Below are 16,389 nucleotides of genomic sequence, written 5' to 3'. Positions count from 1 at the left end.
CTATAGTGGGGTCACAGCAGGGCAGAGCGGATGCGCCGATTTTTCAGTCTCTTTCTTGCCGTGGCGCTTGGCGCAGGCAGCGTTTCCGCGCGGCCTGCGGTAGATGCCGTTTATGGGCTTCCGCCGATGACAGAAGCCGAAAATCGGCGTTGCACGGCGGACGGGCTATATTGCGTTTATCTGGATACATATGTGGCCGATGTCTGCCGCAATATCGAACGCGCGGCATCCCGGCAGGGGCTGGACAAGAATTTTCTGGCCCGCCTTCTGTGGAAGGAAAGCCGGTTCGAGCCAAGCGCGATTTCTCCTGCCGGGGCCGAAGGGATTGCCCAGTTCATCCCCAGCACGGCCGCGATTGTCGACCTGCATGATCCCTTCAACCCGGCCGAGGCGATTTCCGTATCGGCCGCCTATCTGAGCAGGCTGAGCCGGTTCTATGGCTCGATCGGGATCGCTGCGGTGGCCTATAATGGCGGTGAAAACCGTGCGGACCGCTTCATGCGTTCCGGCGGGACGCTGCCTTATGAGACACAGGATTATGTCGAGGCGATTACCGGGTTCAACGCCTGGCGGTGGCGCGAGGATCCTCCAGGCGCGGATAAGCTGGATCTTCGTCTTGATGGCGATGCCCCGTTTCTGGAGGCCTGTACAAGGCTTGCCGGAAACCGTGAGTTGCGGGAATTCACCACGGGCGGGCAGGATGAAGCGCCGTCGCCCTGGGGCGTGATCCTTGCTTCACATCCGACCCGTGGGGGTGTGCAGGGGCAGATCAACCGGCTGAACCGGGCGCTTGGCCCGATACTGGACGGCAAGCGCGTCAGCTATGTGCGCCGGTCGCTGCGTGGTGGCGGACGCCGGGTCTATACGGCTCAGGTCGGCTGGGATGCCCGCGGCGACGCGAACCGCTTCTGCCAGAAGGCGAAGATGGTCGGGATCCGCTGCATCGTCCTGCGCAACTGATCCTTTCTCCGCAGGCGGTGGCTTATTCGGTCCAGCGAACCTGCGAGAGATCATTCGCCGGTGTCGGAGAATTCTCCCACAGACCTTCGATCCGGGCATCCGCGACCCCGGTCTTTGCCAGTTGGAACAGATAGGCATTGGCGAAATCATCGGCGATGATCGTCTGCGCCTGCTTCAGCAACTCTGACCGCTTGGCGTCATCGGTCGTGACATTGACCTCTGCCATGACGGATTTCAGATCTTCATTATAATAGTTGAAATAGTAATCGTCGCGGGCATAGATCTCGATATCCATCGGCTCGACATGGCTGATGATGGTCAAATCGTAATCCTTGCCGGTGAAAACCGTCTCAAGCCATTGCGACCATTCCATATTGGTGGTCTCGGTCTGAATGCCGACATTGCGAAGCTGTGCCGCAAGCAGTTCCCCGCCACGGCGGGCATAGGGCGTCGGAGGCAGGGCAAGGCGCAGGCTCAGATCCTCTGCTCCGGCCTCGGCCAGCAATTCCCGCGACCGGTCGGGATCGAAATCCGATTGCTGGGTAAGATCCACGTAATCCGGATGATGTGGCGCGAAATGTGTGCCGATTGGCGTTCCGTATCCGAACATCGCACCGTCGATCAGTTCCTGCCGGTTGATGGCATGGGCAATCGCCTCGCGCACCCGAATATCGTCCAGAGGCGGGGCAGCCTTGTTCATGCTGAGGATGGTTTCCCCTTCGGTCGTGCCGACAATGACCTTGAAACGTGGATCGGCCTCGATCTGGGCAAGGGTTTCCGGTGCCGGATAGATCGGAAACGCATCGACATCTCCGGCCATCAGCGATGAAAACGCGGCTGTCGGATCGCCGATAAAGCGGAATGTCGCGGTCTTCAGGGCGGGTCTTTCACCCCAATACCCGTCAAATGCTTCAAGGTTGATGGAATCGCCCTGCCGCCATGCGACAAAGCGAAACGGACCCGTGCCGACGGGGCGGGTTGCCGCATCGGCGGCAGAGGCCTCATCCAGCATGACGGCATCGCCCCATGCCATCTTGAACGGGAACAGCCCATCCGGCGCGGCAAGCGTGACGCGCACCGTGGCGGGATCGACCGCTTCTACCGACTCAATGCCCTCGAACAGCGTTTTCTGTGCATTGGTCGAGTCCTCGGCACGGGCGCGGTCCAGAGAGAACACGACATCCTCGGCGGTGAACTCAGCGCCATCATGAAAGGTCACGCCCTCATTCAGATGGAAAACATAGGTTTTGCCATCGTCCTCAATATCCCAGCTTGCGGCGAGCGCGGGCAGGATCGCTCCGTCGGGACCGAACTTCGTGAGACCTTCGAAGACGTTGGAATAGACGACCTCATCAATCGCCGCCGCCGCATTTCCTGTCGGGTCAAGACCCGGGGGCTCCAGAACCATTCCAAGCGTAATCGAATCCTGCGCGGCAAGAGCCGGTGAGGCCATCAGCGCGAAGACGGCTGTCGTTGTTTTCCAGCGATGGAACATTCTTTCCCCCGGTATCAGATGTCGCGCCTGATAATGGGCGGAAATACCACAGGATCAAGGATTAATATGGTTCCGGCCTGCCGGGCAGGGGTTTGACCCTCCCGCGCGGCGACCGGATCTGTCCCCGAAAGAGTCAGTCCTTTTCGGTCAGTTGCTGCAAGGCACCGGCGACCAGAAGCCATATGCTTGTGATCACCAGACCCCAATTGGCCCAGCTTGCCGGGTGAAAATCGACAAAGATCGCCCAGAGGCTGAATGCGACCCATGCAGCCGCAATCGGCAGCGAGATCATCCGCCAACGCTCAGTACGGACCGGATGAATGAATTTCACATTGGTGAACATCGCGACTGTCAGCACGATGACGATGGCCAGAATGATCCAGAAATTCGGTTTCAGTGCGAACAGGACCAGCACCACCATATTCCAGCATGCGGGGAACCCGGCGAAGGAATTATCTCTGGTTTTCATCCTCGTATCGGAAAAATACAGGATCGATCCATAGGTGATGGCAATGATCGCGAACCATCCCGTCCAGCCGGGCAGAAGATCAGATTCAAACAGAGCAAAGGCCGGGATGAACACATAAGTCAGGAAATCTATGATCAGATCCATCAGGACACCGTCATAGATCGGCCAGTTTTCCTTGACGCGATAACGACGCGCAAGCGGGCCGTCGATTCCGTCAACCACAAGGGCGACGATCAACCAGAGGAACATGATCGACCATTCTTCCTCGACCGCCGCCAGCATGGCCAGCATCGAGAACACCGCTCCGCTTGCGGTCAGCAAATGGACGAACAGGGCTTTGACGCGAATTTCCATCCCGGCGTTTTCGCATCCGCGCGGGCCGCAGGCAAGTCAGCTTCGGCTGTTGACCCTGAAACTGCTTTTATTGTTGCCGAAGCGCTTTCCGAAAGGGGCTTAGCCTGCCTGTGTCACCTCGGTCATGGGCGAAACATCCGTCAGAGTGCTGATGAATTCCTTTCCCATCAGCATCGACGCGGTGAAATAGCCTGCGGTGTCGCCCTCGTGATCATGGCACCAGCAGGTAATGCCAACCGCAGCATCCACCGTGAGGCTGTAGACATTCGGTGCCGAGAAATGCATCTCCAGCCGCTTTCCGCCGGGCGCGATGGCCTCGCCCCAGAACTCGGTCCGCTCTTCGGCCCGGGCCTGATCGTCCGGCCCGCCCGAGAAATTCTTGCGGATGAGCTTTTCCAGACGGCTTTTCACAAAGGGCTTGCCGAACAGGCTGCGGATGGGAGAGGTCAGTTTTGTCAGTATCCCTGCCGGAAGCGGCAATGCCGCATAGACCATGCCGTTCGGCACCCCGGTTGAAATCCCCGAAGTGTAAACATCGCCCCAGGGCAAAGTCGCCGTCCACAGCGTATCGCTGGGAAAGGGAATCCTGCGCAGCCGGTAGGCGTTGCCCACCGGCTTCAACTCGTGATCGCGGCGGATCCGACCGCCTTGCTGGATCGCCTCAAGCGCGGTGGTCGCGGTGCCGATGCTTGGCTTTGTTCCAAAAGAAAAGGCGAGGTTGATCGTCTCTGCGTTGGGGATGCGCGATTTCAGTTCGGCGGCAAGGCAATCGGTCGGCACCACGTCGAAGCCCGCACCCGGACATAGGATAACACCGGCCTTGCGGGCTTGTTCGGCGCGTTGATGGCAATATGTAAAGACCGGGATTTCTCCGGTGATGTCGATATAATGAATGGATTGCGCCAGACATGTATCGACAAGCGGGGCGGCGGTTTTGGCGAAAGGACCGGCGCAGTTCAGAAGCGTTTTAATCCCCTGAAGCGCCTCCGTCGCGTCAGTCACATCAAACGCACGATGCGGCAGAGATAATTCCTGCGCCAGTGGGATAAGCTTATCCGCGCTTCGCCCTGCGATGACCGGTTTACGGCCCCGTCGGACCAATTCGCGAACCACAAGTTCGCCGCTATACCCGTAGGCCCCGTACACCATAAGATCGGTCATTTATGAACCCTGATTTCCGGAAGATGGACTTGGCTGTTCGCTGCCTGAAACAGTAGGGCGAAACCGATGATTTTACAATTCCGATGATATCAGGGGGATTGGTTCCGGTTGACCTGTCGGTTCAGCGTCTGGGGTGCGCCTTGCGGTACACCGCGCGTACACGGACTGTACACAGCTTGCGTGCCGGTGGCAGTGTCACTGTTCACGGCAAGCCCAGATGTCGCGAATGGCGCGGCGGATTGTATCTCAGACTTTCTGCCGACGGATGGCGCGGATCTGGTCGGGACGGACCGTGATATCCTTTACCGTGTCCATTAGCCTCAGTTCGATCCGGGCGCCGGATGTCGCATGGCGAAACTCGACCGGGCCGGGCTGGGCCCATTGGTCGCCCCATTCAGTCAGGGCGATGATGACCGGCATCAGTGCTAGGCCCTTTTCGGTCAGATGGTATTCGCGCGGTTCGCCGGGGTCATCATCCCCTTGCCGGATCATCAGCCCGTTTTCGACGAAACTGTCCAGACGCTTGGCAAGGATGTTCGTTGCGATGCCGAGGCTGCGCTGAAAATCCGAGAACCGGACATAATTGCGAAACATGGCGTCGCGCAGGATCAGCAAGCTCCAGCGTTCGCCGACGATTTCCAGCGTACGCGCTGCCGAGCAGTCCTGATTTTCATAAAGCCGTCCGAGCATGGACGATATCTAACAGTTGACTTGTATCATGCAAGCGGCAATGATGATTGCATCATGCAAGTAACAACGGGTCGTCTGGTGCCCGGATCATTGAAAGGAGAGGTGAAATGATTCCCGATATTGCGGAACTGGACGATCATGAGGTCGTGTCGCAGGATGAATGGCTGAGGGCACGCAAGGCGCTGCTCGACCGCGAAGTCGCTCTGACACATGATCTGGACCGGCTGCGCACCGCGCGGCGGGCGCTGCCCTGGGTGCGGGTCACGAAAGACTATGTTTTCGACGGAGCGGAGGGGAAGCGGCATCTGGGCGATCTGTTTGCCGGGCGTAACCAGCTTGCCATACAGCATTTCATGCTGTCGCCGGATTCCGATCATCTCTGCGCCGGCTGTTCGTTCATTGCCGATCATGTCGATGCGGCGCGGCAGCATTTCGAACAGGCAGGTCTGTCTTATGCCGCCGTGTCGCGTGCGCCTGTCGCGCGAATTCAGGCGGTCAAGCGCAGAATGGGTTGGCAATTCGCTTGGGTGTCATCGGGTGACACTGATTTCAGCTATGATTTCGGTGTGTCCTTCCACCCCGGGGATCTGGCGGATGGCGGTGCCGAGTATAATTACGGCAAGGCGCAGATCCAGAAGGCCAGCGACATGTTCGGTGTCTCGATCTTCGTGCGCCGGGAAGGTTCGGATGAGATCTTTCATGCCTATTCGACCTATGGCCGGGGGCCGGAATTGCTGATGGGGGCGCTGAACTGGCTGATCTGGCCCCTTTGGGCCGCAATGAGCGCGGCAAAACGCATAGCTGGCTGCGCCTGCATGACGAATATGGGCAGGCAACGGAAGGATGCTGCGGTCACTGAAGCTGTGACGGGTGATGCTCAGCGCCTTGGATGGGCCTTGCGGTAAACCTCGATCAGCCGCGCATCGTCTACGCCGGTATAGACCTGAGTTGTCGACAGGCTGGCATGACCCAGCAATTCCTGAATCGTGCGCAGATCGCCTCCGGCCGACAGTAGATGCGTGGCAAAGCTGTGCCGCATTGCATGGGGTGTCGCGGTCGGAGGCAGGCCAAGCGACTGGCGCATTTGGGCCATTGCGCCAGCCATCACGCCGGGACGCAGCGGGCCGCCCCGTGCGCCGTAAAACAGCGGTCCTTCGGCTTCCAGAGGCCAGGGGCACAGTTTCAGATAGGCGGCGACGGCGTCGTTCAGCACCGGAAGCACAGGCACCATCCGCTCACGCCCGCCTTTGCCTGCGATGGTCAGCGACTCGCTGAAAGGCCAGTCGCGCCCCTTCAGGCCGAGCGCCTCGGAGATTCGCAAACCGCAGCCGTAAAGCAGCGTCAGCACCGCCGCATCGCGGGCGGCGATCCATGCCTCGGGATGGTGATGTTCGGCATAATCCAGCAATTCGCGGGCCTGCTCGGGCGCAAGGGGGCGGGGCAGGGAGCGCTGATATTTCGGTCCCCGGGCCGAGAGCGCCGCCGACAGATCATATCCCTCGCGGTCCGACATCCAGCGAAGGAAGCTTCTCACCGCCGACAGCCTTCGCGCAAGCGAGCGGGCCGAAAATCCGCGGTTCCGCTCGGACGCGGCGAAGGCCCGCATATCGGATTGTTTCAGGGTGCCAAGGGATTTCGGCGTGGCGGCAATGCCGTGATACCCGCCCAGAAAGGCCAGAAACGCGATTGTGTCGTCGCGATATGCGGCGATTGTGTGGGGCGAGCGATCTTTCGCCCCGGCTTCGGCTTCCAGCCACCGCGCCAGCGCATCCGCCATAGCGGGCGACAGCGCAAGTGGCTGTGTCATTCGTCCAGCCAGCGCAGCAGGACCAGCCGGAAGGCCTGACCGAAGAAGCGCAGCAGATCCGTGCCATGCGCGGCGCTGAAACGGCCCGGCTCATCCGATCCCATCAGAAGCAGCGCAGGCATGCGCGTCGGTCCAAGATCCAGCGGAATCAGCGCCTCAGAGGCGACGGGTGCGCCGTGAAGCCCCGCGCTGACGCTGGAGGCGCGGCGCAGCATGACTTCGCCCGATTGCTGACCCCGCCGCCCGGCGGCGATGGCACGGGAGACGGTCCCCTCGGGAACCATCGTCAGCGGGCCGCCCATCTCGGGGGTGCCTTCCTTGGCAGCGGTTTCCATGACCAGAACAAGCGTATCGACGCGCAGGATATCCGCGAGGTCGGTCTGCATATTCTCAAGGAAATCGTCGAAATCCACCGGCTGAAGCAGCGACAGCACCGCGCGGTGGATGGTGTTCATCCCCGACTGGTTTTCATAGGCCGCCGCGATCACGGTTTCATGCGCCGATTCCAGCCGGTCCAGCCGCGCCTCAAGCGCGGTCATGGCGCGACCGCGAATGTCGATGACATTGCTGCCGACGCCATCCTCATGCGCACCGACAATGGCGCGCATGAGATCCCTGTCCATCAGGATGGCGCTTGGGTCTTCAAGCAGCGCCTGCCGTGTCTCGGGGCTGAGAGGCTGGCTCATTACCCGATCTTCTGCCCGGTTTTTTCCCAGTCGGCGTTGAACTGCGCCAGACCTTTATCCGTCAGCGGATGCGTGGCCATCGACTTGATCACATTGGGCGGCGAGGTGATCACATCGGCGCCGATCCGGCCCGCTTCGATGATATGGTTCACCGAGCGGATCGAGGCGGCAAGGATCTGCGTCTCATAGCCGTAATTATCGTAGATTTCCCGGATATCCGAAATCAGCTCCATCCCGTCCAGATGGATGTCGTCAAGGCGACCGATAAACGGGCTGATGAAGGTCGCGCCGGCCTTGGCGGCCAGAATCGCCTGCGCCGGAGAGAAGCACAGCGTCACGTTCACCATATGACCGTCATCGGACAATGCGCGGCATGCTTTCAGCCCGTCCCAGGTCAGCGGAACCTTCACCGCGATATTATCCGCGATCTTCGCCAGATGCTTGCCTTCGCGAATCATGTCATCCGCTTTTTCAGCGACGACTTCGGCCGAGACGGGGCCATCGACCATCTCGCAGATTTCCCGGGTGACTTCTTCGATGTCGCGCCCGGCCTTCAGGATCAGCGACGGGTTGGTGGTCACACCGTCCACCATGCCCAGATCGTTCAGTTCGCGGATGGCATCGACATCGGCGGTATCGACAAAGAACTTCATGACGCTCTCCTCGGTTTGCGTTTGCCAGAGTGATAGCGCATCAGCCCCGGCTCAGGAAGGCGGGGCGCTTGTTTTTCGTCGGTCAAACGGTAACTCTGCGGGTCTTCGCGAGTCGATGACAGGCAGGCAGTGACTTTCCATCAGGCGGGACAGCGTATCGGTGTCATGACGACAGAGCCGGTCGGGATGCTGGATTATCTTGCGCCCGAAGGCGGGGTCGGGGATGGCTGCATCGTGATTTGTCCTCTTGGACCGCGTCGGGTCATGGGGGTGGTTTGGGGGCGCGGTGACGGTTCATTCGATCTGTCCAGGCTGCGCAAGGTGATCCGGGTCGTAGATGCCGCGCCTTTATCCGATGAGCTGCGCGAATTCCTTGGCCGCGCTGCCGAGTATACGCTGACGCCGATGCCGCTGATGCTGCGCATGGCGATGCGTGCGCCGGATCTGGACAGGCCGCCCGCCGAGCGGAAGATCATCACCCGCGCGGGACCCGAGCCGTCCAGAATGACGGAAGCCCGGCAGGCGGTGATACGGGTGATCGCCGAGCATGGGGGTGCCAGCTTCGCGCCCTCGGAACTTGCTCAGCTTGCCGGGGTTGGCAGCGGAGTCGTCAAGGGGCTGGTCGCCGCCGGAACTCTGGCCGAGATCACCGCGCCGAAGGATCTGCCTTATCCCCGGCTGGATCCCGGCCTGCCGGGCAAGGCTCTGGCACCGGATCAGGCGGAAGCCGCCGGAAGTCTGCGCAGGGCCGTCGCATCGGGCAGTTATGGCACGACATTGCTGCGCGGAGTGACCGGGTCGGGGAAAACCGAGATCTATCTCGAAGCGGTTGCCGAGGCGCTGCGCACCGGCAGGCAGGCGCTTGTCCTGCTGCCTGAAATCGCTCTTTCGGCCGAGTTTCTTGACCGTGTCGAGGCGCGTTTCGGTGCGCGTCCCGGCGAATGGCATTCCGGGGTGAGCCGTTCAGAGCGCCGGCGGTTATGGCATATGGCCGGGCAGGGCGAGGTTTCGCTTATCGTCGGCGCAAGATCGGCGCTGTTTCTGCCATTCCGCGATCTGGGTCTGATCGTGGTCGATGAAGAGCATGATTCTTCCTATAAACAGGAAGATACGGTCTATTATTCAGCCCGCGACATGGCTGTGCTGCGCGGCGCAGTGGCCTCGGCGCAGGTGGTTCTGGCATCTGCCACGCCCAGTCTGGAAAGCTGGGTGAATGCGGCCTCGGGGAAGTATGGGCGGCTCGATCTGCGTTCCCGTTATGGCGAGGCGGAACTGCCCGAGATGGCAACGATTGATCTTCGGGTCGAGAATATGCCGGGCGGGCAATGGATTTCTCCGACTTTGGCGCGGGCGGTCGAGGCGCGTATGGCGCGGGGCGAACAATCCTTGCTGTTCCTCAACCGGAGGGGCTATGCGCCGGTGACGGTGTGCCGGGCATGTGGCGAGCAGATCGGCTGCCAGCAATGCGACGCGCGGATGGTCGAGCACCGCTTCCAGAACCGTCTGGTCTGTCATCAATGCGGAGAAACCAGAGCCATTCCCGAGACATGCCCCACATGCGGGGTCGAGGGCAGGCTGGCTCCGGTCGGGCCGGGTGTCGAGAGGCTGGCCGAGGAGGTCGCGGCGCGGTTTCCCGATGCCAAAACGACGGTGCTGTCCTCGGATCTGTTCGGCTCTGCCCGTGCGCTGAAAGAGACAATCGCCGCGATTGCTGAAGGCGATACCGATATCATTATCGGAACGCAACTTGTTGCAAAAGGGCATAATTTTCCGAAACTGACCCTGGTCGGGGTGATCGATTCCGATCTTGGGCTGCAGGGTGCCGATCTGCGTGCGGCAGAGCGGTCCTTTCAACTGATGCGGCAGGTGGCGGGCCGGGCCGGGCGCGTGTCGGGCGAAAGGCCGGGGCTGGCGCTGTTGCAGACGCATCAGCCGGATCATCCGGTGATACGTGCCATTCTGTCGGGCGATGACGAAGGTTTCTGGGATGCCGAGGCGGCGATGCGCCAGCAGGCCGGGATGCCGCCATTCGGGCGGCTGGCAGGGGTGATCCTGTCGCATCCCGATGCTGCGGCGGTGGCGGCGTTTGCGCGGCATCTCGCCGACATCTCCGATCCGATCCGAGAGGCCGGGGCCGAGCTTTGGGGGCCCGCTCCTGCGCCGATTGCCCGGATCAGGGGGCGGCACCGGATGCGGATGCTGATCCGGGCCCCGCGTCAGGCGGCTTTGCAGCAGGCGATCTCGGACTGGCTGACGCCGGTGAAGCTGCCGGTGAATATGCGGCTTTCCGTGGATATAGATCCGCAGAGTTTTCTTTGAAGGTGGCAGTGATATCCCCGCCCGGAATCAAGGCGCGTAGCGCCGCCGGGCAGCGCCCGACCGGCCCATGGGCGGGCGCTTTTTTGCCGGTCCGATCAGAACCGCTGTTCGGCGGGGATGCGGTATAAATCTCATTGCCCGGAGTCGGCAGCGCCCACCAGCGGTCGTGCGCTGCCCTTCTGTCGGTTAAAACAATTATTTTTAGCGCCTTATCTGAAAAAATTCACGTAAAATCCCCCGGCTTTCCTCTGCCGCAATCCCGTCATGGATCTCTGGCCGGTGATGGCATTGCGGATGCTCGAAAACCCGCGCACCATGCCTGACCCCGCCCATGCGGGGATCATCCGCGCCGTAATACAAAACCCCGATCCGCGCGGCAGAGATGGCTGCGGCGCACATCGGGCATGGCTCCAGCGTGACCCACAGACGATGTCCCGGCAGCCTCTCGGAATGCAGCGCCGCGCAGGCGGCACGGATCGTCAGGATCTCGGCATGGGCGGTGGGGTCGCTGAGTTCGCGGGTGCGATTTCCTGCCTGCGCGACGACACGCCCCTGCGCATCGGTCAGCACGGCACCCACCGGCACTTCGCCCCGTGCGGCGGCGGCGCGGGCCTCGGTCAGCGCAAGCGGCATCTGAGAGATAAAGCGGCTCATGCGCCGTTTTTGCATGGCTGGGATGTGCAGTGGAAGTTCTTTCCTTTATCCGCCGGGCCGCGTATCTGTTGTTTTTCGCCGCAGGGATGCGCCAAAGGAGAATCGCCATGACCGACGCACCGAACCCCGACAAACCCGCCGAAGCCGACCGTATCGCCAAGGTGATCGCTCGCGCGGGCCTTGCCAGCCGCCGTGAGGCTGAGCGCATGATCCTCGAAGGCCGGGTCACTGTGAACGGGCAGAAAATCGACAGCCCGGCACTGGATGTGATGCCCTCGGACAGGATCACGGTTGACGGCAAGAAGCTGGAAGAGCCGCAGGAAACCCGGCTCTGGGTGTATTACAAGCCCGTCGGGCTGGTCACCTCGGAGAATGATGAAAAAGGACGACAGACCGTTTTCGATGCGCTGCCGCGCGATCTGCCCCGGGTCATGAGCGTTGGCCGGCTGGATCTCAACTCTGAAGGTCTGTTGCTGCTGACCAATGACGGAGAGCTGAAGCGGCGGCTGGAACTGCCGGAAACCGGCTGGTTGCGCCGCTATCGCGTGCGGGTGAACGGACAGCCCAACGATCTGACCTTCGCGCCGCTGCGGCGTGGCGTCACCATCGAAGGCGAGGATTTCGCGCCGATGGAAATCAAGCTGGACAGTCAGCAAGGGGCCAATGCCTGGCTGACCGTTGGCATCCGTGAGGGCAAGAACCGGGAAATCCGCCGCGCGATGGCGCATGTCGGGTTGCAGGTGAACCGGCTGATCCGCATCGGCTATGGTCCGTTCAAGCTGACCGGGATGGAAGAAAACGAGGTTCGTGAGGTCAAGCGGCGGGTTCTGAAGGACCAGCTCGGCGGTCTGCTGACCGGCGAAACCGAGGAAAAAGAGCGTCCCTTCCGTGAGCGCGGTGCAGAGGATGACCAGAGACGGCCTCGCGGCCAACGCGGTGAGCGCGGAGAGCGGGGCGATGATCGCGGTCCGCGCAAATTCGGTGCCCGCAGGGGCGATGCGGGCGAGTCCTTCAACCGCCGCGATGACCGGCGAGGTGATGACAGAGGCCGCGATGACCGTCGCAGGGATGACAGGCCACGCGATGATAAAGAGCGCAGGCCCTTCTCTCGTCGCGATGATGGCGAGGGCAGGCCGTTCACCCGCCGTCAAGATGGCGAGCGCAAGGATTTCGCGGCCCGTTCCGAAGAGGGTGCAGTCAGAAAACCCCGGCACCGCCGTGATGGCGAGCAGGGCAAGCCGCGTGACGATAAGCGTGGTTTCGCTTCGCGCCGGGATCAGGACGGCAAGCCTGCATTCGACCGCCGCAAGGACAACTCCGAGGGGCCGCGCAGCCGTTTTTCGCGTGAGGATGGCCCGAAGCGCGGCAATAAGCCGTTCGGCAAGCGCGACGGTGAAGGCGGCGCGTCAGCGCGTCATGCGGGGGAAAGGCGAAACGGTGAGGACAGACCTGCGCGTCAGGGCTTCAAGTCGGGGCCTGGCGGTGCTGCGAAAGGTGGCCGCGATGATCGCGGCGCGAAATACGGTGGTCCGAAATCTGGCGGAAAACCGGGTTTCAAGCGGGATGGCGGCGCTGATCGTCCGCGGTCCGGCAAGCCCGGCGGCGGCGCGGCCAATCGTCCCGGGGGGAGGACCGGAGCAAAAGGGCCGCGCAAGCCGAAATCCTGATCATTTGGTCAGGATCAGCTTTCCTGCGCGGGTAATGCGCAGATTGTAGACCTGATCGTTCAGGACGATCAGCGCCTGATTACCGCCTTGTGTCAGCGCTTCAGCCTCGTGGACGGGCAGATTATTCACCGGGGTTGCTCCGACGCGGCCGAATTCGGCAGGGCGTGTTGCGGTCATGTCGTTTCCTCGTTTCTTGTCCTGTCACGACACTGCGCGAGCGGGCAGCAGAAGTCAAAGTATTTTTGTCGGATATTATTCCTGACCCTGTTCGCAGGCGCTGATACGCTTCGCCAATTGCATGAGAATATTCGCGTAATAATCTGCATTAGAAGAAAAATTATCTCCTGCCGGCGAAAGCGATTCGCCTAGTGAAAGCCCTGTTCCCTCAATTGCGGTCTCGATCAGCTGCAAAGGCTGATTCGTCTCGGGGAAGGCGCAGACAGCCTCGGAGCCCGTGATTTCTTCGCGCACTTCGTTCAGCCGGGCTGCTGACGGAGCCGTCGCGTCGCCAAGGCTGACTGCAATTGCCGGTGGAAGGTAGAAATATTCGGTGAAATAGCCATATGCGTCATGGAATGTCACAAAAGGCAGGGCTTCATTTGCCGGGAACATAGCGCGGATTTCGGCCACGGTATCGCTCAGTTCGGATTTCGCGGCCCCGGCATTGTCGCGATAATGCTGCGCGTTCGCCGGATCGCGTGCGCCAAGCTGTTCGGCGATATGGTCCAGCCACAAAGCTCCGTTATCCGGGTTCAGCCAGGCATGCGGGTCGATGCCGTCATGATCGTGGTCATCTTCGCCCTCATTGTGGTCATGCGCGGTATGATCGCTGTGCTGATCTTCATGCGTGTCATCATGCGGCGCATAGGATCGCAATTCCGTGCCGGGGATCTCCAGCAATTGCAGCTGAGCCGAATCGTCCAGAGAGTCCGCCGCACGTTCCAGCCAAGGCGTCAGCTCGGGACCGGTCCAGATCAGCAGGTCGGCATGCTGCAATGCTCGTGCCTGAGACGGCCGCAACTGAAAATCATGCGGATTCGCGCCTTGTGACAGCAGGATTTCGACCTGTCCCTGCTCTCCGGTGACTTGCCGGACAAAAGATGCTGTGATTGCCGTGTCGGTCACGATCCGGGGCGGTTCGGCATGAAGCGGGGCTGCGATGGCCATCGGGATGAGGGGAAGAATATGTCGCATGTCGATCTTTCCTTGATAATCGGCGCAAATTGTATGTAATAACATAACAAGTCAACCGGAATGTTATAAAATCACATGACCACTGCATTTGAACGCCACGATCATGATATCTGCGCCGGCGAGGCTCTGGCCCGCGCCGATCAACTGGCCGAGGCGCGGGGGCTGCGCCTGACCCCCGTGCGCCGCCGTGTGCTGGAGATCCTGCTGGAGCGTCACCGCGCCCTTGGTGCCTATGAGGTGCTTGAGCGTCTGGCGGCAGAGGGGTTGGGCAAACAGCCTCCGGTCGCCTACCGGGCGCTTGAGTTCCTTGTCGAGAACGGGCTGGCGCATCGTGTCCAGCGGCTGAACGCGTTTACCGCCTGCCAGAACCATCACCCGGATGGCGAGGCCCCTGCCTTTCTGATCTGTCGCACCTGTCAGCGCGTTGCCGAGATGGGCGCAGAGCGCTTCCGCGCCGAGTTGGGCGATGTGGCAAAATCAGCGGGGTTTACCGTTGAACGGACGACGATCGAGGCGCTCGGCTTATGCGCGGGCTGTGCGGAAGCCGACGCATGACGCAGCCATTGATAGAGGCTCATGGCTTGACCGTCCGGCATCGCGGGGCCGATACGCCGATCCTGAAAAATGTCGATTTCTCGATTTCTCCCGGAGAGATCGTCACCGTTGTCGGGCCGAACGGGTCGGGAAAATCGACTCTGGTGCGCACCGTTCTGGGCCATGTTGCGATGGAAGCCGGGCGGGTGGTGCGGCAAAAGGGGCTGCGGATCGGATATGTGCCTCAGCGTGTTCACATTGATGACCGGATCCCCATGAGCGTTCGCCGGTTTCTGTCATTGCCCCGCCATGTGAGCGATGCCGATGCATCCGAGGCTCTGGCCCGAACCGGGGTGGAGGGACTTCAGGCGCGTCAGATCACGCGATTATCCGGAGGCCAGTTCCAGCGCGTGCTTCTGGCAAGGGCGCTTCTGTTTCAGCCACAGCTTCTGGTGCTGGACGAACCGACGCAGGGGCTGGATCAGCCCGGCATCGTGGCCTTTTATCAACTGATCGACGAGATCCGGCAGCAGACGAAGGCGGCGGTGCTGATGGTCAGCCATGATCTGCTGGTGGTCATGCGGGCCTCGGATCATGTGATCTGCCTGAACGGGCATGTCTGCTGTCACGGTACGCCTCAGGCGGTCAGCGAGGCGCCCGAATATCAGGCTCTGTTTGGTGCGGATTCGGCGCAGACGCTTGCGCTTTATCGCCATCAGCACGATCACAGGCATGACGGCCCCGGTCTCGGCCATGTTCATCACCAGCCCCATGATCGAGGATGTTCCGATGCTTGATGATTTTCTGATCCGCGCGGGGCTTGCCGGGTTCGGCGTGGTTTTTGCCGCCGGTCCGCTTGGCTGTTTCGTTGTGTGGCAGCGCATGGCCTATTTCGGCGATGCAACCGCACATGCCGCCATTCTGGGCGTGGCGCTGAGCCTGACTTTCGGCGCACCTGTCTATCTTGGAACGATGGGTGTGGCGCTGGCGATGGGCTGGCTGGTCGCGCATCTGGCAGGACGCGGCGAGGCCGTCGATACGGCACTTGGCGTTCTTGCCCACGGTGCGCTTGCCTTCGGTCTGGTTGCCGCCTCGCTTGTGCCGGGATTGCGGCGCGATCTGGATAGCTGGCTGTTCGGAGATATCCTCATGGTGCAGCCTGCGGATCTGCTGTGGGTCTGGGGCGGGGGCTCTCTGGTTCTGGCGCTGCTTGGCTGGCGGTGGCAGGCTCTGGTTACGGCGACGGTCAATGAAGAGCTGGCGATGGCCTCGGGCATATCCCCCTCCCGGGAAAGGATGATTCTCACCATCGCAATGGCCATCACGGTTGCCATCGCGATTCGTGTTGTCGGCGCACTTCTGGTTTCCGCGCTGCTGGTGATTCCTGCCGCCGCCGCCCGCCGGATTTCACGCGGACCCGAACACATGGCCGTGATTTCGACCCTGATCGGGCTGATTTCCGTTGCGTCAGGTCTGGCCGCCAGCCTGTACGCAGACCTTCCCGCAGGCCCCTCGATCATCGCTGCATCGGCGATAATTTTCCTGTCTTTGCTGCCCTTTCAGCGGAGTTCGGCATAAATGTGACAATCGCAGTCCTGCAAGGTTCTTGTGCAGGAACCGGTGCTTAAGGAGCGTGTTGTGAAATATGCAACAGTTGAGGCAAACCCAGTGGCCATTTGAATCAATCCGACTTTCAAAGCCACGCAGTTTATGAGACTGTCGCCCCGATGCTGCTGGAAACTGCAG

Annotated in this window: 17 protein-coding genes; 7 read left to right on the top strand and 10 right to left on the bottom strand. The window is 61.2% G+C overall.

All coding sequences use genetic code 11. The annotated features are described in order from the left end of the window. Positions 1–30 precede the first annotated feature (30 nt). The gene (locus PAE61_RS11435) at positions 31–960 is read left to right on the top strand and encodes a lytic transglycosylase domain-containing protein (protein ID WP_271112512.1); all 930 of its coding nucleotides are present in this window, start codon (positions 31–33) and stop codon (positions 958–960) included. Positions 961–982: 22 nt separating this feature from the next. On the opposite strand, the gene PAE61_RS11430 is transcribed toward PAE61_RS11435, so the two are convergent. The 4 genes from PAE61_RS11430 to PAE61_RS11415 all read right to left on the bottom strand — a co-directional run bounded on the left by PAE61_RS11430 (position 983) and on the right by PAE61_RS11415 (position 5,129). Beyond that, positions 983–2,455 carry an ABC transporter substrate-binding protein gene (locus PAE61_RS11430; protein WP_271112511.1) on the bottom strand — a complete coding sequence of 491 codons (1,473 nt, stop codon included), beginning with the start codon at positions 2,453–2,455 and terminating at the stop codon, positions 983–985. Positions 2,456–2,588: 133 nt separating this feature from the next. Continuing rightward, complete coding sequence (locus PAE61_RS11425) at positions 2,589–3,278, bottom strand: CDP-alcohol phosphatidyltransferase family protein (protein WP_271112510.1); 690 nt, start codon at positions 3,276–3,278, stop codon at positions 2,589–2,591. 99 nt (positions 3,279–3,377) lie between these two features. Further along, the gene (locus PAE61_RS11420; RefSeq protein WP_271112509.1) at positions 3,378–4,439 is read right to left on the bottom strand and encodes a saccharopine dehydrogenase family protein; all 1,062 of its coding nucleotides are present in this window, start codon (positions 4,437–4,439) and stop codon (positions 3,378–3,380) included. Between the two features lie 246 nt (positions 4,440–4,685). Continuing rightward, complete coding sequence (locus PAE61_RS11415) at positions 4,686–5,129, bottom strand: winged helix-turn-helix transcriptional regulator (RefSeq protein ID WP_271112508.1); 444 nt, start codon at positions 5,127–5,129, stop codon at positions 4,686–4,688. A gap of 107 nt (positions 5,130–5,236) precedes the next feature. Here PAE61_RS11415 and PAE61_RS11410 point away from each other — a divergent pair, with 107 nt between their 5' ends. Next, entirely contained in the window at positions 5,237–6,034 is a 798-nt protein-coding gene (locus PAE61_RS11410; protein ID WP_271112507.1) for a DUF899 domain-containing protein, read from the top strand. Here the strand turns inward: PAE61_RS11410 and PAE61_RS11405 are convergent. The 3 genes from PAE61_RS11405 to fsa are packed head-to-tail and all read right to left on the bottom strand — an operon-like array spanning position 6,007 to position 8,275. Further along, positions 6,007–6,936, bottom strand: a complete 930-nt coding sequence (locus PAE61_RS11405; RefSeq protein ID WP_271112506.1) for a tyrosine recombinase XerC — start codon at positions 6,934–6,936, stop codon at positions 6,007–6,009. The two genes, PAE61_RS11410 and PAE61_RS11405, sit on opposite strands and share 28 nt — an antisense overlap. Beyond that, the gene (locus tag PAE61_RS11400) at positions 6,933–7,622 is read right to left on the bottom strand and encodes a DUF484 family protein (RefSeq protein WP_271112505.1); all 690 of its coding nucleotides are present in this window, start codon (positions 7,620–7,622) and stop codon (positions 6,933–6,935) included. The genes PAE61_RS11405 and PAE61_RS11400 overlap by 4 nt, the downstream gene beginning before the upstream one ends. After that, entirely contained in the window at positions 7,622–8,275 is a 654-nt protein-coding gene (gene fsa, locus PAE61_RS11395) for a fructose-6-phosphate aldolase (protein WP_271112504.1), read from the bottom strand. Before fsa ends, PAE61_RS11400 begins: the two co-directional genes overlap by 1 nt. 129 nt (positions 8,276–8,404) lie before the next feature. On the opposite strand from fsa, the gene PAE61_RS11390 reads away from it, so the two are divergent. After that, on the top strand, positions 8,405–10,594 hold the full coding sequence (locus PAE61_RS11390; RefSeq protein WP_271112503.1) for a primosomal protein N': 2,190 nt from the start codon (positions 8,405–8,407) through the stop codon (positions 10,592–10,594). A gap of 201 nt (positions 10,595–10,795) precedes the next feature. Here PAE61_RS11390 and PAE61_RS11385 read toward each other — a convergent pair whose 3' ends face one another. Continuing rightward, the gene (locus tag PAE61_RS11385) at positions 10,796–11,248 is read right to left on the bottom strand and encodes a nucleoside deaminase (protein WP_271112502.1); all 453 of its coding nucleotides are present in this window, start codon (positions 11,246–11,248) and stop codon (positions 10,796–10,798) included. Between the two features lie 107 nt (positions 11,249–11,355). On the opposite strand from PAE61_RS11385, the gene PAE61_RS11380 reads away from it, so the two are divergent. Next, entirely contained in the window at positions 11,356–12,915 is a 1,560-nt protein-coding gene (locus PAE61_RS11380) for a pseudouridine synthase (protein WP_271112501.1), read from the top strand. Here the strand turns inward: PAE61_RS11380 and hemP are convergent, their stop codons facing one another. Both hemP and PAE61_RS11370 read right to left on the bottom strand, forming a co-directional pair. Further along, entirely contained in the window at positions 12,916–13,092 is a 177-nt protein-coding gene (gene hemP, locus PAE61_RS11375) for a hemin uptake protein HemP (protein WP_271112500.1), read from the bottom strand. 75 nt (positions 13,093–13,167) lie between these two features. Further along, positions 13,168–14,109 (bottom strand): zinc ABC transporter substrate-binding protein, encoded by a 942-nt coding sequence (locus PAE61_RS11370; protein ID WP_271112499.1) that lies wholly within the window; start codon positions 14,107–14,109, stop codon positions 13,168–13,170. Positions 14,110–14,184: 75 nt separating this feature from the next. Here PAE61_RS11370 and PAE61_RS11365 point away from each other — a divergent pair, with 75 nt between their 5' ends. From PAE61_RS11365 to PAE61_RS11355, 3 genes are read left to right on the top strand one after another with little or no spacing between them, the layout of a single operon-like run. Then, positions 14,185–14,664 (top strand): Fur family transcriptional regulator, encoded by a 480-nt coding sequence (locus tag PAE61_RS11365; protein ID WP_271112498.1) that lies wholly within the window; start codon positions 14,185–14,187, stop codon positions 14,662–14,664. After that, positions 14,661–15,440 (top strand): ATP-binding cassette domain-containing protein, encoded by a 780-nt coding sequence (locus tag PAE61_RS11360; RefSeq protein WP_271112497.1) that lies wholly within the window; start codon positions 14,661–14,663, stop codon positions 15,438–15,440. The genes PAE61_RS11365 and PAE61_RS11360 overlap by 4 nt, the downstream gene beginning before the upstream one ends. Beyond that, a complete protein-coding gene (locus PAE61_RS11355; protein ID WP_271115141.1) occupies positions 15,433–16,221 on the top strand; it encodes a metal ABC transporter permease in 789 nt (262 codons plus the stop codon). The genes PAE61_RS11360 and PAE61_RS11355 overlap by 8 nt, the downstream gene beginning before the upstream one ends. The last annotated feature ends 168 nt before the right edge of the window (positions 16,222–16,389 follow it).

The sequence above is a fragment of the Paracoccus aerodenitrificans genome, from assembly GCF_027913215.1.
GTDB classification, from domain to species: Bacteria; Pseudomonadota; Alphaproteobacteria; order Rhodobacterales; family Rhodobacteraceae; genus Paracoccus; species Paracoccus aerodenitrificans.
The sequence above is the reverse complement of the archived record's forward strand: the minus strand, read 5'-3'. Positions and strand labels throughout refer to the sequence as shown.